Source organism: Bradyrhizobium sp. CSS354 (assembly GCF_029051725.1).
Classification (GTDB): Bacteria; Pseudomonadota; Alphaproteobacteria; order Rhizobiales; family Xanthobacteraceae; genus Bradyrhizobium.
The window spans coordinates 66,147-85,407 of the sequence record NZ_JAACFU010000008.1 but is presented as its reverse complement, the minus strand read 5'-3'; the positions used below and the strand labels follow the sequence as shown (position 1 = coordinate 85,407).

The 19,261-nt window shown below is 61.2% G+C and carries 27 protein-coding genes, 1 tRNA gene and 1 pseudogene; 10 read left to right on the top strand and 19 right to left on the bottom strand.

Annotated elements, in window-relative coordinates:
* Positions 1–87 precede the first annotated feature (87 nt).
* Positions 88–485: pseudogene (locus GWG67_RS20710) on the top strand (RidA family protein).
* A gap of 52 nt (positions 486–537) precedes the next feature.
* Here GWG67_RS20710 and GWG67_RS20705 read toward each other — a convergent pair.
* The 3 genes from GWG67_RS20705 to GWG67_RS20695 form a co-directional block, all read right to left on the bottom strand.
* Positions 538–1,083, bottom strand: a complete 546-nt coding sequence (locus tag GWG67_RS20705) for a hypothetical protein (protein WP_275171158.1) — start codon at positions 1,081–1,083, stop codon at positions 538–540.
* Entirely contained in the window at positions 1,028–1,372 is a 345-nt protein-coding gene (locus GWG67_RS20700) for a hypothetical protein (RefSeq protein WP_007610621.1), read from the bottom strand. The genes GWG67_RS20705 and GWG67_RS20700 overlap by 56 nt, the downstream gene beginning before the upstream one ends.
* Positions 1,373–1,584: 212 nt before the next feature.
* Positions 1,585–2,172 carry a formyltransferase family protein gene (locus tag GWG67_RS20695; protein WP_027567035.1) on the bottom strand — a complete coding sequence of 196 codons (588 nt, stop codon included), beginning with the start codon at positions 2,170–2,172 and terminating at the stop codon, positions 1,585–1,587.
* 190 nt (positions 2,173–2,362) lie between these two features.
* Between GWG67_RS20695 and GWG67_RS20690 the strand changes: the two genes are divergently transcribed.
* Complete coding sequence (locus tag GWG67_RS20690; protein WP_275171157.1) at positions 2,363–2,650, top strand: hypothetical protein; 288 nt, start codon at positions 2,363–2,365, stop codon at positions 2,648–2,650.
* Positions 2,651–2,988: 338 nt separating this feature from the next.
* On the top strand, positions 2,989–3,225 hold the full coding sequence (locus GWG67_RS20685; RefSeq protein WP_275171156.1) for a hypothetical protein: 237 nt from the start codon (positions 2,989–2,991) through the stop codon (positions 3,223–3,225).
* Between the two features lie 3 nt (positions 3,226–3,228).
* Here the strand turns inward: GWG67_RS20685 and GWG67_RS20680 are convergent, their stop codons facing one another.
* The 4 genes from GWG67_RS20680 to GWG67_RS20665 all read right to left on the bottom strand — a co-directional run bounded on the left by GWG67_RS20680 (position 3,229) and on the right by GWG67_RS20665 (position 6,378).
* On the bottom strand, positions 3,229–3,531 hold the full coding sequence (locus GWG67_RS20680) for a hypothetical protein (RefSeq protein WP_027518070.1): 303 nt from the start codon (positions 3,529–3,531) through the stop codon (positions 3,229–3,231).
* Positions 3,532–3,623: 92 nt separating this feature from the next.
* A complete protein-coding gene (locus GWG67_RS20675; RefSeq protein WP_275171155.1) occupies positions 3,624–5,660 on the bottom strand; it encodes an acetoacetate--CoA ligase in 2,037 nt (678 codons plus the stop codon).
* 118 nt (positions 5,661–5,778) lie between these two features.
* Entirely contained in the window at positions 5,779–6,006 is a 228-nt protein-coding gene (locus GWG67_RS20670; protein ID WP_275171154.1) for a hypothetical protein, read from the bottom strand.
* 84 nt (positions 6,007–6,090) lie between these two features.
* Entirely contained in the window at positions 6,091–6,378 is a 288-nt protein-coding gene (locus tag GWG67_RS20665; RefSeq protein ID WP_275171153.1) for a hypothetical protein, read from the bottom strand.
* A gap of 148 nt (positions 6,379–6,526) precedes the next feature.
* Between GWG67_RS20665 and GWG67_RS20660 the strand changes: the two genes are divergently transcribed.
* Entirely contained in the window at positions 6,527–7,630 is a 1,104-nt protein-coding gene (locus GWG67_RS20660; RefSeq protein WP_275171152.1) for an AI-2E family transporter, read from the top strand.
* A 145-nt stretch (positions 7,631–7,775) separates the two neighbouring features.
* Positions 7,776–8,162 carry an NUDIX hydrolase gene (locus tag GWG67_RS20655; protein WP_027518066.1) on the top strand — a complete coding sequence of 129 codons (387 nt, stop codon included), beginning with the start codon at positions 7,776–7,778 and terminating at the stop codon, positions 8,160–8,162.
* 1 nt (position 8,163) lies between these two features.
* On the opposite strand, the gene GWG67_RS20650 is transcribed toward GWG67_RS20655, so the two are convergent.
* The 4 genes from GWG67_RS20650 to GWG67_RS20635 form a co-directional block, all read right to left on the bottom strand.
* Positions 8,164–8,454 (bottom strand): Zn-ribbon containing protein, encoded by a 291-nt coding sequence (locus GWG67_RS20650; protein WP_275171151.1) that lies wholly within the window; start codon positions 8,452–8,454, stop codon positions 8,164–8,166.
* A 104-nt stretch (positions 8,455–8,558) separates the two neighbouring features.
* Positions 8,559–8,798, bottom strand: a complete 240-nt coding sequence (locus GWG67_RS20645; RefSeq protein ID WP_275171150.1) for a hypothetical protein — start codon at positions 8,796–8,798, stop codon at positions 8,559–8,561.
* A gap of 122 nt (positions 8,799–8,920) precedes the next feature.
* A complete protein-coding gene (locus tag GWG67_RS20640; protein WP_007610592.1) occupies positions 8,921–9,163 on the bottom strand; it encodes a hypothetical protein in 243 nt (80 codons plus the stop codon).
* A 321-nt stretch (positions 9,164–9,484) separates the two neighbouring features.
* Entirely contained in the window at positions 9,485–9,655 is a 171-nt protein-coding gene (locus GWG67_RS20635; RefSeq protein WP_007590796.1) for a hypothetical protein, read from the bottom strand.
* A 487-nt stretch (positions 9,656–10,142) separates the two neighbouring features.
* On the opposite strand from GWG67_RS20635, the gene GWG67_RS20630 reads away from it, so the two are divergent.
* Both GWG67_RS20630 and GWG67_RS20625 read left to right on the top strand, forming a co-directional pair.
* Complete coding sequence (locus GWG67_RS20630) at positions 10,143–10,805, top strand: hypothetical protein (RefSeq protein ID WP_275171149.1); 663 nt, start codon at positions 10,143–10,145, stop codon at positions 10,803–10,805.
* A 176-nt stretch (positions 10,806–10,981) separates the two neighbouring features.
* Entirely contained in the window at positions 10,982–11,188 is a 207-nt protein-coding gene (locus GWG67_RS20625) for a hypothetical protein (protein ID WP_275171148.1), read from the top strand.
* A gap of 143 nt (positions 11,189–11,331) precedes the next feature.
* Here GWG67_RS20625 and GWG67_RS20620 read toward each other — a convergent pair whose 3' ends face one another.
* A complete protein-coding gene (locus tag GWG67_RS20620; RefSeq protein WP_275171147.1) occupies positions 11,332–12,405 on the bottom strand; it encodes an acyltransferase in 1,074 nt (357 codons plus the stop codon).
* 220 nt (positions 12,406–12,625) lie between these two features.
* Between GWG67_RS20620 and GWG67_RS20615 the strand changes: the two genes are divergently transcribed.
* Positions 12,626–14,122 carry a DUF6056 family protein gene (locus GWG67_RS20615; RefSeq protein WP_275171146.1) on the top strand — a complete coding sequence of 499 codons (1,497 nt, stop codon included), beginning with the start codon at positions 12,626–12,628 and terminating at the stop codon, positions 14,120–14,122.
* 8 nt (positions 14,123–14,130) lie between these two features.
* Complete coding sequence (locus tag GWG67_RS20610; protein WP_275171145.1) at positions 14,131–14,286, top strand: hypothetical protein; 156 nt, start codon at positions 14,131–14,133, stop codon at positions 14,284–14,286.
* A 263-nt stretch (positions 14,287–14,549) separates the two neighbouring features.
* Here the strand turns inward: GWG67_RS20610 and GWG67_RS20605 are convergent, their stop codons facing one another.
* From GWG67_RS20605 to GWG67_RS20590, 4 genes are all read right to left on the bottom strand, one after another.
* The gene (locus GWG67_RS20605) at positions 14,550–14,708 is read right to left on the bottom strand and encodes a hypothetical protein (RefSeq protein ID WP_275171144.1); all 159 of its coding nucleotides are present in this window, start codon (positions 14,706–14,708) and stop codon (positions 14,550–14,552) included.
* Positions 14,709–15,786: 1,078 nt separating this feature from the next.
* Positions 15,787–15,978: a hypothetical protein gene (locus GWG67_RS20600; RefSeq protein ID WP_084777559.1), complete on the bottom strand. Its 192-nt coding sequence runs from the start codon at positions 15,976–15,978 to the stop codon at positions 15,787–15,789.
* 47 nt (positions 15,979–16,025) lie between these two features.
* Positions 16,026–16,409 (bottom strand): hypothetical protein, encoded by a 384-nt coding sequence (locus tag GWG67_RS20595; protein ID WP_275171143.1) that lies wholly within the window; start codon positions 16,407–16,409, stop codon positions 16,026–16,028.
* 111 nt (positions 16,410–16,520) lie between these two features.
* Positions 16,521–16,877 carry a hypothetical protein gene (locus tag GWG67_RS20590; protein ID WP_275171142.1) on the bottom strand — a complete coding sequence of 119 codons (357 nt, stop codon included), beginning with the start codon at positions 16,875–16,877 and terminating at the stop codon, positions 16,521–16,523.
* A gap of 202 nt (positions 16,878–17,079) precedes the next feature.
* Here GWG67_RS20590 and GWG67_RS20585 point away from each other — a divergent pair, with 202 nt between their 5' ends.
* Positions 17,080–17,265, top strand: a complete 186-nt coding sequence (locus GWG67_RS20585) for a hypothetical protein (RefSeq protein ID WP_275171141.1) — start codon at positions 17,080–17,082, stop codon at positions 17,263–17,265.
* An 89-nt stretch (positions 17,266–17,354) separates the two neighbouring features.
* Here the strand turns inward: GWG67_RS20585 and GWG67_RS20580 are convergent, their stop codons facing one another.
* The 3 genes from GWG67_RS20580 to GWG67_RS20570 all read right to left on the bottom strand — a co-directional run bounded on the left by GWG67_RS20580 (position 17,355) and on the right by GWG67_RS20570 (position 19,008).
* Complete coding sequence (locus GWG67_RS20580; protein WP_275171140.1) at positions 17,355–17,570, bottom strand: hypothetical protein; 216 nt, start codon at positions 17,568–17,570, stop codon at positions 17,355–17,357.
* A gap of 863 nt (positions 17,571–18,433) precedes the next feature.
* Complete coding sequence (locus GWG67_RS20575) at positions 18,434–18,574, bottom strand: hypothetical protein (protein ID WP_275171139.1); 141 nt, start codon at positions 18,572–18,574, stop codon at positions 18,434–18,436.
* Positions 18,575–18,932: 358 nt separating this feature from the next.
* Positions 18,933–19,008, bottom strand: a tRNA-Lys gene (locus tag GWG67_RS20570).
* Positions 19,009–19,261 lie beyond the last annotated feature (253 nt).

Below are 19,261 nucleotides of genomic sequence, written 5' to 3'. Positions count from 1 at the left end.
GCAACGGCCAAATCTGCCGGTGCAGCGATGCATGGCGGCGTGCTAAGGCATCACTGAACAACGAGAAAAATCGGGAGATCTTCGCTCATGCATATCTTGCAGCCGGCCGAGTGGAAAAAACCGCGCGGCTTTTCCCATGGTGTCGTGGTCGAGGGGCCGGGTCGCTGGGTGGTGCTGGCCGGCCAGACCGGCGGCGACGAGACCGGCAATTACGCGCCTGACATGGCCGCGCAGGTCGGAACCACGCTGAAGCGGATCATCACGCTCCTGGCGAGGCCGGCGCCGGCCCCGAGCATATCGTCCGCTTGATCTGGTACCTGACCAGCCGCAGCGAATATGAAACTGCCGGGGCCGGAATTGGCGCGGCCTGGAAGGAAACGCTGGGGCGTAATTTCCCGCCCTCGACCTTGCTCTACGTCGGCGGTCTCGTGGACGACCGGGCCAAGGTCGAGATCGAGGTCACGGCGTTCGTGCCGGGCACATAAAAAATCGACCCGGCGAGATCGCCGGGTCGATTGCATGTCTACTCGTATCGGCTTAGCGCGACAGCGAGATGTTGGCGCCGCGGAACTGGCTGTCGGCGCGCATCGTGACGTTCTGCTTGTTGCCGGACGTCTTCAGCGAGATGTTGGCGTTGAAGCCGGCGGTGGAGGCGAGCAGCTCATAGTTTCCACCGGCGCCACGGCCCGAAAGGGAGCCGCTGATATTGCGGCTGGCCTCGGACCAGCTCCCCGCGATGGCGCTGCCTTCAGCCTTGACGTTGGCGCCGAGGTTGAACTTGTAGGCGTCGCTGGCGCAGGTCAGAGACAACTCCATGGTCGGTCCGATCGGAGCGTATTTGGCCCGGCAGCGGATCCGCTCGGTCGAACCGTCATCCAGGGTGACCGTGCCTGAGCCGCTCCAGCTGCCCGCCAGCGGGGCGAACGGGCCCGACTGGGCCTTGCTCTCGGAGTTGGCAATTCCGGCCGCGAACATAACGGCGGCCGCGATCAGCAGCCGCCGGCTTAGTCCACTCGTCACGATTTTTCTATTGGCGCGATGCTTCCCACCGCCCGCTGCACGGTATGCCTGCAGATGCTCCATTCCACTTCCCCGATCCGGCGTTGCCGCTGAGTTGACCGTTGGCATATGCACCATTGATCGAAACTTTCACAAGACCCTCCCGGCCGATGGTGCCGGAAACGTTAGCGCCGGGAGCAGTGATCTTGCCGTCGGCAACCGTCAGCAAGGAGCTTGCGGTCGGCTCGCAAGAACCGCTCTTGGTGACGATGGTGACCTGCCAGTTGCCGTCATAAGGAGTCTGGGCGAAAGCGGGAGCGGCGAGGGTGATAACTGAAGCGGCACAGAACGCCGCAATGCGAGCAAAACGCATAAAATCCGTCCTTGAATCTGTCTGATATGCTGACGCTTATTCGGACAAAATGTGACGGAAATTTGGTGCGGCGCCAAATTGAAAATTGTTCCTGTAGGAACAATGGTTTATTTGGGTTTCCGGCTGCAATTTTCGAAGCAGAATCAACGCCCCTTCACGTTAAGGGTAAACGTCAGGAAATCGACTCAGGAAAGGGGCTCAGGAAAGAGGTCTCAGGAAAGACTTGGCGCTGAGGTCGCGAACTGCTCGTCCTGGGTCTTGGACGGTAGCGCCTTGTGGACCTTGGCGTAATCGATCACGTCAGCCAGCAATTTGAGCCCGAGCGGGGCCAGCGCGCGCTCCCACAGCTCCCGGGCCGTCTCGCCCTTCTTGACGAAGCACCACTCCTGGGCGGCGATGGCGCCGGCGTCCATGCGGTCGGCGAGGTGATAGATCGTGCCGCCGGCGATCGGGTCGCCTTCCTTGATGGTCCATTCCACGGCCGCCTTGCCGCGGTGACGCGGCAGCAGCGAAGGATGATAGCCGATCCCGCCCAGCTTCGCCGCCTCGAGCGCGTCCTTGCCGATCCGGGCGTGGCTGTGCGCGGTGACGATCAGATCGGTATCGGGGGCGATCTCGGAGGCCACCACCAGCTTGGGATTGGCCTGAACGACGACCTCGATGCCCGCCGCCTTGGCTGTCGCGGCGAGACGATCCTCGGCGTCGGCCACCACGACCCGCACGATCGAGACACCGTGCTCCCGGAGCATGTTCAGGGTGGTCACGCCGAAATGGCGGGAGCCGACGAGGGTAATGCGCATGAGTGTCCGATCCGTCTCGCAACTGCGTCATCTCCCGATAACACGTCCGGACGTCCTGTCACCACCCGCGCCGGGTTTGCGCCGGTTATCAACAATGCACCGGGCGAGGGGTGCGCGATGAATTCCGCGATTGCGGCGTCGGCCGGTCCGGTGCTTCCATGCGCGCATGGCATCGGCTCGGAGCGAACGCATGCGGAGCGCGTGGCTTGTCCTTCTCGCGGCCCTAGTCGCAACCCTTCCGGCGCGCGCCGGCGGACCACCTTATCCCGCGGTTCCGTCCGAAGTTGGGGTGGCACCCTTCATCGGCCCGACTTGGGACACCTATCGCTGCGCCGAAGGGCCGGTCATCAATTTCTATCACGGCGCCTATTACGGCGAGGAGCCGCCCGCTCTCTATCGCGGCTACGCGTACCGGCCGCATTACCGCTACAGCGCCTACCGCAGGCTGCCGCGCAAATATTTCTGCGTTTCTGACTAGCGTGGCCGCGCCACCACGGTCGGGCGGCAAGTGGAGATAGGCCGGTTCCTGTGTTTCGTTCTTAACAGAGAGATCCAGGATTTGCCGTTAGAAGTTGGACCCACCGGGGCTGGCGACATTTCAACCCGCATCCGTTTTCGAACCCGGATTTGGCCGCTGGCGGGATCGCCAGCGGCTTTTTCATGCACGGCCATCACGAAATCATCCGATGGTAACATGATCTCAACCAGCTTGGCGTATCGACGAATCCGTCGCGGATTTGTATTGCGTACCGCGACACCGAGATTGTCCCGCCGGCGTGGGTGCGCCGTGCGGGCTTTTTCGCCGGGACCGATTTCATGCCGAGCGCGATTGAGCAGATCGTCGACGTCTATGTCCGGCTGAAGAACCGGCGCGGCCTCGACGCGCTGATGATGCACAGACAGCGGCTTGCGGTCGATCTGAAGAGCAGGTCCGGCTACGACTTCAGCCTGCCGATCGGCCAGATCGACGAGGAGATCGCGATCATCGAAGCCGGCCTCAGCCGGCTCAAGTCGGGCGATATCGCCGCGACGGACGACGGCCGGCCAGTTTGAGGCTCAGTCGCGCCGGCCGCCGTCGATGACGGTGAATAACGGCCGTGCCTGGGTCGGCTCGACCAGCAATTCCTCCACCAGCGCGGTCGCCGCATCGACATATTTGCGCGTCGGCTTGTCGAGGGGACGCGTGGCCTCGTCGTCGAGCGCGACCTTTGCGGCCTCGACCAGCTTGCGCATTCGCGCCGCATGGTCATCGCCCGCCGTCAGCGTCGCGCGGGCCAGCGAGCGCAGCACGAACAGCTCGCCCTCGAGGCGGAGCAGACGGTCGTTGAGCCTGGTGAGGACGGCGTTGAGGTCGGCCATGGCGCGCGTTCGTTGCGGAAGATCCATCCTGCTCTAGCGGCGATCGGTGAACGGAGTCCAAACGGCTTCGGCGCAATTGGGGCGATCTCCCCTCAAGTCTCGGTCCGCGCCAGATAGTCGCGTGCGAAGGCGAGGTACCAGTCGAGGCAGGCGGGATTGGCCATCGCCTCCCGGTTGATGACCTTCTCGACCGGCTGGCCGAGCAGCAGCTTCTTGATCGGCAGCTCCTGCTTCTTGCCCGAGAGCGTGCGCGGAATTTCGGCGACCGCAAAAATCTCGTTGGGCAGGAAACGGCGGGAGAGGCCGGCCTCGACCGCCTTGTTGATTTTCGCCTGCATCGCGCCATCGAAAGCGACGCCGTCGCGCAGCACCACGAACAGCGGCATGTAGCTGTCACGGCCGAGATATTCGAGATCGACGACGAGGGAATCCAGCACCTCCGGCAAGGCCTCGATCGCGGAGTAGAGTTCGCTGGTGCCCATGCGCAGGCCGTGGCGGTTGATGGTGGCATCGCTGCGGCCATAGATGATGCAGGAGCCGTCCGGGTCGACTTTGAGCCAGTCGCCGTGCCGCCACACCGGCCCGCGGCCGCTGCCGTCGAAATTGTCCGGATAGGTCTCGAAATAGCTCGCGCGATAGCGCGCATCGCCCTCGTCGTTCCAGAAATAGAGCGGCATCGACGGCATCGGCTCGGTGCAAACGAGCTCGCCGACCTCGCCGATGAAGGCGAGGCCCCGTTCGTCGAAGGCTTCCACGGCGGCACCCAGCAGACGGCACTGCATCGCGCCGGGCGTCTGCGGCAGTTCGCGATTGCCGCCAATGAAGGCGCCGGCGAAATCGGTGCCGCCGGAGATGTTGGCCCACCAGATATCGGTCTGCGCCTTGCTGCCGTTGGTCTTCGACAAGCCAGCGAAGCGGTTGTTGAACCAGGCTTGCGTGTCGGCGCTCAGCGGAGAGCCGGTGGAGCCGAGACAACGAAGCTGTGAGAGCTCGCCGGCGGCTGCGAGATTGATCTCGGCCTTGGCGCAGTTGGCGAAGAACGCCGCGCCCGCACCGAAGAAGGTCGCTTTCGATTGCGCGACGAAGCGCCACAGTGTGGTCCAATCCGGCTTGTCCCTGGTGCCGCCGGGGCTGCCATCGAAAATGCAGCAGGTGGTGCCGCTGAGCAGGCCGCCGACCTGGCTGTTCCACATGATCCAGCCGGTCGAAGAGTACCAGTGATAGCGCTCGCCGAACGAATTCTCGTGGTAGGAGCAGCCGAGATCATTGTGCAATCCCAGCAGAGCCAGCACCACCATGACGATGCCGCCATGGCCGTGCACGATCGGCTTTGGCAGGCCGGTGGTGCCGCTGGAATAGACGATCCAGAGCGGATGATCGAACGGCAGCCACGCGGGCTCGAACGCGTCGATCGCGGCGCCCGTTGCTGCGACGATGTCGGAGAGCAGGGCGTCCGCCGCTGCCTCGCCGTGCAGGATGACGTGTTCGACCGTCGGCAGCGATCGCCGCAGCTCGGCGAGGACGTCCTTGCGATCGTGCCGGCGGCCGGCATAGGTGACGGCGTCGCAGGCGATCAGCACTTTCGGTTCGATCTGCTTGAAGCGATCGATCACGGCGGGCGCGGCCATGTCGGGCGCGCACACGCTCCAGATCGCGCCGGTGCTCGCGCTCGCCAGGAATGCGATGATGGTCTCGGGGATGTTGGGCAGATAGGCGGCGATGCGGTCGCCGGGCTTGATGCCTTTTTCTTTCAGATGCAGTGCGAGGGCAGCGGCCTTGCGCCGCAGCTCCGGCCAGCTCGTCTCGCAAAGCCTGCCGTCCTCGCCACAGCTGACGATTGCGGGCAGGCCGGCGGCGTCGGCCGCGTCTACATGGCGGAACACCTGCCGGGCATAGTTGACCTGGGCGCCGGGAAACCAGACCGCGCCGGGCATCTTGCGCTCGGTGATCACGGCCGCGAACGGCGTTGGCGATTGCAGATCGTAATAGTCCCAGATGCTACGCCAGAAGCCGTCGAGATCGCGCACCGACCACTGCCGCATGTCCTCGTAGCTGGCGAAGGTAAGGCCGCGCTGTTCGGCGAGCCAGGTGCGGTAAAGGGCAATCTGGGGAACGAAAGCTGCGGTCATTGCGTATCGACTTAAGTTGCGGGGCGGGGAGTGTAACCGGTGCCGCAAAGTAGCAGAAGCCGCAGTTCGGGCAGGCAGCGTTGACGGGAGTAGCGGGTCTGGGTCCGCCGGAAGCAGCCTACCAGCCCGCGCCGGCCCAGCGCCTTCCGAACACGGGTGGCTTGGTCTTCACCGCTTCCCAACCGAAGAAATGGTGCTTGCCGGACCAGGTGTGCACCACACCGCTGCAGATGCTGCACTTGAAGCTGCCGGAATGCGCTTCGGCGTGCTCCTCCCTTGTCGCGGTGTAGTTCATGCCGCAACCCGCGCAGGTGAATTCTTCGATCGTCCAGATGGTATTGGCCATTGCACCGAAAGTGGTTTGGGGGACCTCGATGGAAGCGTAGGTGCACGCCTTTGCAACGGCGTAAACCGGTCGGCCGAAATCCGGTTAATCGTCGTTAGCCAAGCCGGCCTTCGGTTGCGGGCCTTGCCGGCGCTCAACGCGCGGCGCCGCCGCATCGCCGGGCCGGATGCTCCGCATGTCCCGGTCGATGCGCATCTGTACGCGCCTGATGGCGAGCAAGGGCAGCCTGCCTTGCACGCGCCCGGAGCGGGCCCTGTCGCCGACGGCATAGGCGTAGCGCCAATAGCCCGGTGCGGCGTTTGGCTTCAGCGAAAAGTGGATGCCGCGGTGAATTCCCGCATGTGCGCCAGGCTCTCTGGGACGGCGTGCCATCGTCTCGGAATGCAGAATGGCCCGATGCGTTCCTAATCGCCGGGCTCGGGCCGGCCCCGTCGTCTTGACGCCGGGTGCGCAGCTGGCAATAACGCTGGGCCGCGCAAGTGCCGGAACCCGCGTCGATGCCGCAAGGAAAGCCGTGCCCGTGAAAAGTCTGCGTCAGCTCCTGACCGGCGAGGACATCATCCAGCTCGTGATCCGCGTCGGCCTGCTCGGCCTGCTGATCATCTGGACTTTCCTGATCATCCGCCCCTTCGTGCCGATCCTTGCCTGGAGCGGCGTGCTCGCTGTCGCGTTCTACCCGGCCTTCAGCTGGGTCGCCAAGATCCTCGGCGGCCGGCCCAAGACCGCGGCGGCGATCCTGACCCTGATCACGCTCGGCATCGTCATCGGTCCTGCGACCTGGCTCGGCATCAGCGCAGTGGACGGCGTGCGCGAACTGGCGCACCAGCTCGGCACCGGCGACCTCGCGCTTCAGTCGGCGCCGGAGCAGCTCAAGTCGTGGCCGCTCGTTGGCCCATGGCTATTCGACCTCTGGGAGCAGGCCTACAACAACATCCGCGCGGTGCTGCGCGAGGTCGCGCCGTATCTCCAGCCGCTGGCGGGACCGTTGCTTGGGCTCGCGGGAGACGCCGGCGTCGGCACGCTCCAGTTCCTGGTCTCGGTGTTCGTGGCCGGCTTCCTGTTTCCGCACGGGCCGAGGCTGGTCGCGGCCGGCCGCGGCTTCCTGTTTCGCATCGTGCCCGAACAAACCGAGCATTTCCTGGGGCTCGCCGGCGCGACGATCCGCGCCGTGGCGCAAGGCGTGATCGGCGTCGCGATCGTGCAGGCATTGCTCGCCGGCATCGGCTTCAAGCTTGCCGCGGTGCCGAGCGCAGGCCTGCTCGCTTTCATCGTGCTGCTGCTCTCGATCGTGCAGATCGGCGCCTTCCTGGTGCTGCTGCCGGTGATCATCTGGATCTGGACCGCCAAGGACGTCACCACCGCACTGCTGCTCACCGTATTTCTCGTCGTCGTCGGCTTCCTCGATACCATGTTGAAGCCGCTGGTGATGGGGCGCGGCCTGACCACGCCCACTATCGTCATCTTCGTCGGCGTGATCGGCGGCACGCTCGCCCACGGCATCGTCGGCTTGTTCATCGGCCCGATCATCCTGTCGGTGGCCTGGGAAATGATGATGGCCTGGATCAGGACGGAGGACCGGGGCGAGGCGGGGTCAAGGGCGGGGACAGCGGCGGGCGAGGGCTGATCCGGCGCCTCGAACGACGGGATCGGCCTGCCGGGTTCGATCAGACCTGATGGCCTCGCCCCGTGTGATCAAGATCCATCCCGAACTTGTCTATCCGACTAGACAAGTTACCATGGGCTCGATTCTTTTTTCGATTACGGCGGACATGGCGAAGTCTTCCAAACTGGTTGCCGCCAAGCGCGGCAAGGTATTGTTGGTCAGACGCCGGTCGGACGGCCTGTGGATGTTCCCGGGCGGCCGCAAGCGCGCGCGCGAGTCCGACAAGGACTGCTTGCGGCGGGAGATCAAGGAGGAGCTGCCCAAGCTGAAGCTCGGCCGGATCAGCCTCTGGAAGGAAGTGACGGCCAGGAACAAACGCTCCGGCCGCAAGATGAGCGACGCGATCTTCATCGCCAAGGGCGCCAAGGGCAGGCTCGCGATCGGCGACAAGAACGAGATCGATCGCGCCGTCTGGCAGAAGCCGCGCGGCATCCGCCTGACGCCGACCTCGCGCTATATCCGCGACCGCCTGTTTCCGCGGAAGCGCGGGTGAGCTAGGCCTCGTCGTCCTCCGACGAGTGCTGTATCCGTCCGGCGACGGCCCGCGAGAAATTGCTGCGCGCTTGCGGCGCGGATACCCTGGCCATTTCGGTTTCGCGCTGCTCCTTGCGGGCCTTGCGGGCGCGCTTCATGGCCTGCTTGACCTGAGGGTTCGGCGAATCCTCCGCGAAGAACAGCACCACCTCGCAGCTCGGACATTGCCTGGAATAGCCGTCCTGCAACCGTCCCGCGCGGTCGCGGAATACGGTCTTGCAGCGCGTGCACTGAATCTGGACGAAACTCATGCGCGGTCGATCGACAATGACTGATGGAAATGGATCGTCAGGTGACCCCAATTGTCTGAAGAAAGCTTGAACGCGTCGGCGACTTCATGCTGCTCGATCGGCCGCTATTGCTTGGCCGCTATCGTGTCCAGGCAATGGTTGAGAAAGACGGTGCGATCCCTGGGCAGCACCTTCTCGAGATCCGCCTTCAGCGCGCATTCGCGCTGCCGCATCTGCTCGGCCCGCCGCTTCTCGGCTGCCTCGCGATATTCGGGAGCAACCTTGTTGGGATCGACGAGGGCCTGCGAGCGGGCGGGAGCCGTCACGGCGAGTGCAATGGCGGTGATGATAATGAACTGTTTCAAATGAGCCTCCGTAAAAGGCTCATCCTAGCGCTCGGTCGGCGAGGGCTCAAACGGCAAATTCGCCGTGTCGACCGGCAGCGAAGTTGAATTCATCTACCTGAAGTTGGAACTAGGGAGGTCCGTCACTTCGGGACGTGGTCGATCTTGTGGCCGAGATGCCCGGTGTCGTGATCGCGCCGCAACTGGCTCAGCGATGTCTCGTTCAACTGATGCAAGACCTCGCTGAGTTCAGTCGTATCCGGATAACCGGCGGCAAAACCCTTGCCGTAGATCTTGCGCAACGTACCGACCAGCGTGTTGCCGTGCTTCTTGCTGATCGCGCCATCCTTGTCGCGGTGGCGATGATCCAGGCCCGTTTCCTTCATGGCTTTCTCCCTGAGCGGCGTCTGCGCGCCTGGAGAGAGCGTGCTCCCAAACGAGTTGATTGGCAACGGCGCGGCGCGCGGCAGTTGAGCGTCTTCAAAGTGTGGAAAGATCGAAGGCCGTGTGAAGCAGTTCACAAGCGATGGTCGGGATCGCTGCTACGAAGGCGTCATTGCTTTACCGATTGATATTTTGAAAACGCCCCAGCGCTCCACCAGGCGCTGGGGTTTTCACGTTGATCACCTCAACCGCCGGAGCGCGCGATGCGCGATCGGTCGGGTGCTTTCCGAATGATGCCGAAGGCTGATGCAGAAGGCGGGCGACTATGCGGCTTGCTCCTCGAACGAGGTGTAGACCTGGCCCCCTGGACCAATCACCTGAACGCCCCAGCACCCGTCGGCGATAAGCTCCTTGGCCTTCTTGAGGGCGGCGGTGAGTGACAGCCGCTTGAGGCTGACGATTCCTGCCGTGTCGAAACCGCTGATTTCAAACATGCCGCTCCTCCCTGTTTTGTCGAATCCTACACTTTTTGAGCGGGTTGTCTCGCGGCTTTTGGGACAGGGATACCGGGCGGATGACCAGGCGCTGGTCAAAACGCGAAAACAACCCCATGCACAGTAGCTAAGTCCTGCTGGCACAACGCTTTCTTTTTGGCACAAAGCGGTCCTGCATCCGGCGGAGATGCCGGTTGACGCGTCGGGCAAAACAGGGGTAAGTTGCCAACTTCGGAAAATCCGCTTTGGACCGAGACGGCGTCCCGGGATCGGAGGAGCACTTGCACCGGCATGCGAGTCATGTCCGTCGCACGGACCCCGTAGTCGGCCGGGGTGGCGGAGTCTGCGGCAGGCCGCGGCCGCTAACTTGGAATTAAGCTGAAAAGCTCACAATTTTAGACAGTTGTAGATGGGTGCTGCGTAAGGGAGCCGTCGCGAGGACGTTCCGGCGACGGCTTCCTGTTGCTCGCTCATTGGGGTCAATGCCATGACCACGACTTTCGAAAGCCAAGGCCTTGTCGAACAGCTCGACCCTGCAGCACTTGCTGCGGCCATCGCGGCCCACGAACCCGAAATCTTGGACGCTCCAGAACCGATCAAGCGGTCCAGCCGGACGTCGATCATGGCGCTGTCGGTGTGTGCCCTGGCCATCAACGGCGCGGCGGCGATCTACACATGGCCGTCCGGCTTGCCATCGCTGAATCTGAGCAGCCTGGCTGATCTGCTTCCGCGGCAAGAAGCTTCGGCGCCAAAGCCGGATCCGGTTGTCGCTGCCTTGAAGGATATTCAGTCGACCCAGCAGCAACACACGGCTTCGCTGCAGGAGAGCAATCAGGCATTGCAACAAAACGCGGCTGTGCTGCAGGCGGATTCGATGGTGCTGCTTTCGCTGCGACAGAGCATCACGGACGAACGGGTCGATGTGAGGAAGGTATCTTCGCAGCTGTCCACGCTGATTGCGAAGATCGACTCGCTGCAAAATGCCATGATGTCGGACGTCACGTCCTCCGTTCGAAGAGCGCATGCGCGCTATGGACTGTCCGCAGCGATCCGCAAACGGATCGCCCGGCAGCCGAAATATATAGGGCCGGTTTCGGTGGGGGGTGCGCCGCTGAGTGTGCCTGCTCCAGTTTCGGCCCCGGAGAGCTGAAGTCAGATCGAGCAAATCGCCTTCTCGGCCTCGGGGGTGTCCCTGAGGCCGCTTTTTTGCCTGATATCCGGCGGTCCGCGCGCGCGGGTCTTAACCTAGCTTTAAGAAACTGTTGGACGGCGGTGCTATGTTGGATACAACAAAGCCTGTGTCAGCGTCAGTTGCGTCCGAAAGCCATGATTACGTACAAGCAGTACCATATCGAACGGTTTGAGCACGAGCCCAAGCGGTGGGTTGCTCGCATCACGCGGACAGACGGCCAGAACATCCGCACCATTCTGCCAGCAACTGAGCTCCCCTACCTCGAGACGAAGCCGACAGCGTCCGCCGAGGAAGCTGAGGCGCTCGCCAAGGAAGGCATCGACTTCGGCGGCGTGGTGTAATCCGCCGTCGCGGTCTCCTGGCTTCGCTCGCGGCCGCGACTTCATCCGCAGATGCGGCGCGGTGTGTGTGGGGGGGCTTTGTCCGGTTGCTAACGCGACAAGGTGGTCCGATTGCCAAGGTCAACGTCATCGGCATCGGCATGTCAGTCGGCTGCACCAACACGCTGAACAATTCCGGTGCGGCGACTACTGGCTACATAATCGCCGACACCGTTTTCTGAGTTTACGGTGCGATTTGTTAGGCGGCGCGCCATACGATTTAGAGGCTTCTCGAAAAACACCCACGAGAGGTTGGCCAATGCCAGCACCACGAGAAACAAGCCCCAGCGCCAAAGTTCACCGGCCGCGGGGTTTGGCTTAACGATGGAAGCGGCCGTCCAATAGGAAATGCAGACCACTGGCCAATGCAATAAATAGAATCCATATGAGATATCTCCCAAGCGCACGGCCCATCTCGGGGCAGACGGCAAAAGAGCCGCGCCAATCACGGCAAGCATGCACGCAGCCGGCCTGATCAACGGGCTGTTGAAAAAATTGTATGCCCATAGAAATACCGCTACACCGGCAGCCGCAAGCGCCGCCGACAACAACCATCTTGCCATGAGAGGCAACACAGGGAGTCGGGTGATAATCATGAACGCCAATACGCCGGCGCCGAAAGCCGCGTGATGTTCAGTGACAAAGCGCAGGATAAACGGGCTTTCCGGCAGCACCAGATAGTATAGCTCGTAAGAGGCGGCGCAGTAGGCAAGAAGGACCGCCGGCCCGCCGCGCGGCAGAAGGATGGCTGCAACGAGGTAGAACGCCACCTCGTATTCCAAAGTCCATCCGACGGAGTTCACCGGTGCTTTCTGCGGCAGGATCAGGATGGACCAAATGATATGCGAGAAGCTGGTATCGTCAGATATCCGGATGTTGGCAAAACAGATGGCGGCCACAATCAGCGTGACAAGCGCGTTCAATGGATAGATGCGGAAGAACCGCTTTAACAGGAAAGAGCCGGTTGTGAAGTCGGGCCGTGCCGCCACATAGCAGACGATGAACCCAGAAATCGCGAAGAACAAATCTACCCCAGATCCGCCCTGCACGGCCAGCCAGTCGAAGGTGTGGAGGCTTGCCTTATCAAAATACGTCAGGCCGATGTAGGAATGAAAATAGAACACTGAGATCGCGGCTATCGCGCGACCCACCTGAATGCCAGGCAACTTGGAATCCATCGGCCTTCCTCAATCTCAGGATGCGCGTGTATCACTGCGAGTAGTTTTGAGCAATACCCGCTGCAGCAGCAAACGCGGCGGCCCGCCTGCATGCGCGGCTAGGCGGCAACGCAGCTCATGCACTGTGTAAGAGCGTACGCCCTTATTGACAGCTCAACCTTTAGGCGCTGTCATGCGTCGTTGAACAACCAGAAGTGCGCTTTCTTTCAAAGAACAATGCATGCACACCAACGTCAATTTTGCATACGCCGATGCTCGATGTGCGCGGCTGCAACTGGCTGCGTGGACCATTGTCGTTGTTGTAGCGGGCGCGTTCATCCTGAAGCTACTAAGCTTGGCGCTATATTCGATCCCAGAGTCCGACGATTTTTGCTTCTTTTATACGAACAACCAATACGGCATCGTCGGAACGGTATCGGTATTCTACCATAGCGCGATAGGGCGTATCACGCCGTTGCTGCTGATGCAGCTTCCTGCTGTCCTCCGCACCTTGACAGGCATAGATCTTTTCATCTGCTACGTGCTGATCATGGTTGCTTTCATGGTCACCTTTGTGGTGTCGATGATATTTCTCGCGCGACGGATTCAGCCTGACACAACCATCTTGCAGCAGATTGCGCTCGGGCTGGCCTTCGCGGCTGTGCTCGGGAGCGAGGCTCCGAGCCTGCAGCAAATGTTCTACTGGTTGCCAGGTGTCGCTTGTTACACCGTTGCTGCGGCGATCGTCCTCTTGATGTTTGCTGAACTCATAAATGCCACGGAAAATGGAGTAAATCTCTCGCGCGCATCGACAGCGATGATGGCGTTCGGTGGTTTGGTCGCGGCTATGTGCAATGAGTTCACGGCGGCTTGGCTGATAGGCATGATCTCCTGCTCGCTACTGGCTCGCTGGTTATTTGCGCAACGCCTCCAGGTCGCTGCACATTTGTGGATTGGTCTCGCGATCCTCACCGGTCTCGCCGTCGTGGTCTCGGCGCCTGGCAATTCCGTGCGCATGAGTCAGTTTCCGATGGCGGGTGATTTTTCGAACTCACTGAAGGAGGCGTTTCTTTTCGGCTTGATCGGCTTAGGTCGCCTGTTTAGAGAGCCCGCGACGGGCACGTGGCTTTTGTTTGTAGTGTTGGTCACCACCGCATTGCCGCAGCCGAAATACGTGGATTCGAGAAACAGAAAGTTCTTGGCCGTAGGAGTTGCTTTCATTGGTATAGGCGGCGCCTATTTCGGATATTTCGTGCACCAATATGCGACCGGGAATCGTCTTGTGGAGAGGGCGCAGAATGAGGTGCTGGCCTTCGTGCTATTTAGTCTGACCATGAGCGCCACACTTTTTGCCCGATCGCATCGAGACCGAATTTCGAAGCTCCTCGCCGCCTCACCTTTGCCTCCGTCGGTCATGGGTATTGCTGTGCCTTTGATGTTCGGCGCCAGCTTGGCAGTAGCGTTGAACTACAGCAAAGTCGGCACGCAAATTCGGTCGGAGCGAGACAGCTTCAGTGTCTTTTGGCTCGAGAGCATGGAGCGTCATGCGCGTCTGACCCTGTCACCTGAGCAACGGCTGGTGGTGGCGCAGCACACGGTTCACCCAACGACGTTGATGAACAGCGATGTGACCAATGACCCCAGCCGACTTCCGAACGACTGCATCGCGAGCTTCTATCAAAAGGAGAGCATCGTAGCGGGGCCCGCCGGTACGCTTAGCGTGCACCGCGCTGAGTAGGCGACAGCGTGACCCACGGCTTCTGGGCTTCACTTAAGGATCTGAGATACAAGCTCCCCAGCCTGCATGACGAGTGGGTGATCACCGATGGCTGGGGTGACGATCTCGGGATGTTCTGGCAGGTGCTCAATTCGTGGGCCTCACCGATTTTGCGCGATCCATAGAGCAACGTGTGAAAGCTGCGGTTGAGGCACGATTAGAGGCACCGAGACGATTAAATCCTGACTTGCTCACGCAGCAATTGGGCCCGCCGGTTCACGCTGGCAGGCCGATCCTGAGTTTGGCAAGGGTGCAGGCGGCGTGTCGGTCTTCGGCCGTGGGTGAACCCGGGAGTCAACCAGGACCTCGATGATCGCATCGCCCGCCACCATGTCTAGCGGAGGAGTCACCACCATTCTACGTTGATCACGGTTGCCGGCTAAAACGTTCAGTTCGTCGGCCTGGCTCGCCAGCCGTTTTCCTGATGAGGAATGGTGGCCGTGATATCGACGTCTTTCACTGCGGATTGGCGCCACGCTGCCACCCCGAAGCACAGGGTCAGAGTCATGGCGGTCGCCAGCAGCAGCACGGACAAAAACTGGCTCACGCGCCCCTCCACAACCAGAATGTGCTGAGGCAGCGAGCACGCACGGGCGATTCGAAAAATGCAGGCGCGCTGACCTGCAGGCAGTTTTCCCCAGGTTGTAAAACGGTGGATTAGCACCCTCGACGTTGGACCGGCCGCGACTCGGGTTCGGTATCCGTCGGGCGCACGCGCTCAGTGGGGCGGAAGCAAACCAGGTGGTGCGGGTGTGTGGGGTCGAGGAACAACGAGCAGTCGTCGAGTAGCTCCGACGCAAGATGGACCAACCTTAATCTGCGCTCCGGTTCACACTGGCGGGCCACGCCATGGCTCAATACCGGTAGTAATAATGCGGCCTGTTCTGAAAGCGCCGGGGCACTGTTCCGGTTGGGTAGCATTGGCCGTCTCGAACGTCGAGATCAACGCCATCGCCGCCGCAGGGTACCGGGTATCTGCCGGAGCCGTAGCGGGGATAGCCGTATCCTCCATCGCCTCGGTAGTATTGCCGGCGCCCGGCTTGCTCCTCGGGTGGCAGAGCGCCATTCGGATAGCAAAGCCCGTCGCGCGAACTCAGATCCCAGCCGTGACCGCACGGGGGCGGGTGTCTGGGGATACCATATTGGATCTGCTGGATGGAAGGTCGGGGGCCCGTATCGGACGTGGCCGGTCCCATCATCAACGCGGCTGCAAGAACGGTCATAATCATCGGAAGCCTCCAGAGATCGCAGAGTGACTTGGAACGCATGAACCCGATGTGAATAGCTGAGGTTTCACCACGGCCGAGTGCCCTTCGACCTTGCACCGGCCGCGGCCCAGGCGCCGCCTTTGCAGCCGGCTTTTCACCTGAAAACTATTGTGGCTCGGCTGGCTTATCTCGCTCATGGTTCTCGGCTTCGGCGGCCGCGCACGCATCCATGCCATGACATTTGCTGAGATAGTACCGAGCGCTTGCGTAGATCGAGCAAACAATCACCACGGAAACCAGCAGGAAGATCATCCACCGTCGCTTCAACATTCCCATGACCTTCTGCACCCTCCATCCAACGCGGCCCGTTCGCCTGACCGGCCCAACCAGGCGAGGCGAAAGGTCGATGAGCTCGAATCAGACCTTGCGCTTCGGATTCAGTCTAGCCTCACGCTCCAGCCGCTCGGACTTCAGGCGTTTGAGGTTCTCCTGAAACTCCGGAGTGGCTTGACTGTCCGCTATGGTCTGTCTCGATCCTATCGGATTGAGGGTCTTTCGATTGGCTTCGTCCGCGACTTGTTGCTCGGCCGAACGTTTGGGTTTGATCATTTGCTGTTGCCTTCAGGCCGAGATTGACCAAGCGGTCGCCGGTCAATTTATTTTCGATTTGGCCGGTCGCGTCGAACGTTCTGGAATTCCTCGGGCCCCTTGACGAGCCGCCGCTTGCGGCTGGCCTGGTCATCCGGGCTCGCTTTGTTGTCTTTGAGCTTGTCGATCGCGTTACCCGCCATTTCCCGAGCCCGCTCGGAGGAGGCCTTGGCGGCCGACGTGACCGCGACGGCCGGGGCGGGTTTGCCCAAGCCAATCGTGACCAGCCGCCGAATGGATTCAGAGCGAGCCGGAGTGTCTTCCTGCCACGACGCCCATGCGTCGATCCGAGCGACAGTCGATTCCGGCCAGCGCGTGCCGATCTGGACGCCCTGACCAGTAGCGGGGCGGCCGCGATGTTTTTGGGTACGAATCTTTTTTGCTGGTTTCATTTTATTTGGTACCAAAAAATAAAGCCAAGGGGAAGCGCGAACTTCCGACGACTGTGCCTGTCGTGCACCGTCACTGCGTTGCCACGCAACATCACGATCACAGATTTGATGTCAGGCGGCTCCCCGCAGAGGCAGCGCCAGTTGTACAGCAAAAGGTCGGGAAGCATTTGCCTGGACGAAGGCCTGCAAGGCCGGCGTGATCTCGCTACTCGTGACACGCTCGGCAAGCTCATCTGCGATCTCGCTGGTGGCATCGCGAGATCGGCCCTCGATCGCGTTGAAGGCGACAATACGGACCGGATAGGCGTACTGCCCGGAGAGCAGGTCGCGGATGATGGTCTCGACGTCGGTGTCCTGCTCGTCGGTCTCGCGCCAGGAGCAGCCGGCGCGTGCGCCGAAGTCTTCCAGCACCAGGTAAATGTCCCGGTCGAGACGATCCAGCGGCACAATCGACGGCGCATGACGCATGACGCAACTCCTACTCAAAGAGGAAGCAATCGTCCGGCCGGACGATCGTTCCGGCCCAAGGCCGTACCGGCTACGCAATCGCCTGTGAGCAGTTTCACGGGTCCAGCGAGCGGACAGAGCTGTGCTTTGCCGTGTTTCACTTGTCCGAAATGTTGGACAAGCTGGAGCGCAACTACCGAGCCGCTTGGCATGGGGAGCCTCCATGCGCCTGATCCAGCTCCTGCTCATGCGCTACCGGTTGCGGCTGACCCGCTACGCCCTAAGGGCCAGTATGTACCTTGCTCTGCTCAGCAAGCGCTGCATCGCCTTTGATGTTCCAGAAAGATACGCCGCCGGGCTCGAAATGAAGCGTCCCGGCGGCGCCCTGTACCAAACTGGGTCCTCTTAATCCCCAGCCAACTAGATATGAGCAATGCCCGTGCCACAGGGCCGCCGGTTCACGCTGGTGGGCCTACTCGTCAGTTGCCAAAGCGGGGGCTAGGCGTCTTGGCAGGGAATACCGAAGTTGTCACAAGCGAGAGCGAATGACTCTTTTGCCTTTGCATCTTCGAAGCAGAAGCGAGTGCCGATCTCCGCCTGATCGATCCACCAATCGACGTTACTGCCTTTCGCGATGCGGGAGGCTTCGCCGCGCAAAAGATCCAGCTGTCTTCCGGCAGCACGAACGATCAAGCAATTTTTCTCTTTGGACACAATACCTTCTCCATGGCACAGGACGCCGAACTCATTGGTACTAAGCGCCGTGAACACGAAGGCCGCAGCAGGGGGCTGCTGCGGCCTCATTGTCAAAAAAGCCGGGTGAAAAAGATTTTAGTGAAATATGCAGCCAGCCCCGGTGCGATGATCGTATCGCGGCATCTCTGGCTCGCAATATGATCTATTTCACAATCGGCAGGCTCACCCGCTTGCCTAGTTTTCCCGGTCGCCTATGTTCCAGCCACAACAATTGTTATTTTGGAGTCAGAAGTTTTCGCGTTCAGGATCGCCCCTTGTGTATCGTTTGATACGTCGCGCTCGGATACGCTTTGCTACTGTTTCCCGAACAGGGGGCGTGGCATGGACCTACTAAAGAAAGCAATGGAGCAACTTGAACCCCCGGAGTGTCCGAATTGCCGCGTCACCATGAGATGGTTTCGCTCGGAGCTAGTCCGCGGCAAAGAGGAAGAGATCATCGCCCACCTTTTCGTCTGCCCCCACTGCAAGCGCGCTCAGCGGAACGATACAAAGTTCAATCCGGTTCGCGTGCCGCCTGACAAACTGGCGGCCCGTCGTTTTCGTGTCGTGACGGGAGGAAGGTAAGGCCGCCTCAGTGGGCGGCCTCTCGTATGGACGAGATTCACGCCGGCGGGCCTTATGCAAAGCAGGCGGCGATGGCGAGAACCACGTCCGTGCCCAGGTCACCGGAGTACATCGTGAAAAGGACGCCGGCACCAAGAACGACTGCAAAGGTGTTGAATACGATCCGCTCGTGAGCGAGGGGAGACTGAGCCCCCAATGTTTCGTCAGTGCTTCGCGGAAGCGGCGAATGGTTTCATTCACCGAGGCGTTACCCGTGATTACTCAACTGCTTTAGGAACGAACTGCTTTCCTCCCGGTTGGCGCTTTTCCCGATCGCCCGGGGGTGGCGTAATGAATGCTTTGGAACAGATCGGCGAGGCAGCGCCGGAAACATCATCAAAGGCCAGATTGACGGACATAGCCATCGCCCTAACTTTCGGGTTCGGTATTCTTTTTTCCATGGCGGCTTGGCTGTACTTTTTAGGGAGCATTCTTGCACGGACGATAACTTGGGCTCTGTCCTAGCAGGTGGCCTTGCGATAGTTCTCGGCAACTTCCAGAAGCGCAGCTCGACTCGGCTCGTGCTGAATCCTCTCAGCCCATTCACGGCAGACTTGCTCCATCTGCTCGCGAGTTCGCACACGACCCCGCACCATCCGACGGATGAGCCCCACGAGCGCTGTCGAAGCTGCTCTCCCGTGTGCATGGTGTGTGCACATGAGATTTTCGGGAGGAGGGTAGGAGGTTTGTTTTCTCGGCTAGGCGCTTGATTTTGCTTGGTGAGCGCGCTGGGGCTCGAACCCAGGACCCCGTGATTAAAAGTCACGTGCTCTACCGGCTGAGCTACGCGCTCCCATGGCCGCCGATGGCTTTGAAGAGATCGCCATCGTCTTCGGTCATTTGGAAAAGCATGTCTTGCCGCCAATTTGACGCAAGCGTTGCGGAAAACCGGCTGTTTCCGGATCATGCTTTCGGCCCGCGCTGTGTAGGGGGATGGGGCGCGGAGGTCAATAGCTCGGGTGGTTGCCGAAGTTGAAGGCAACAGCGGGAGTTCGCTCGCCGTTTCCAATGCTTGAGCCGGGATTTTCAACCGGAATGGCGGGCCG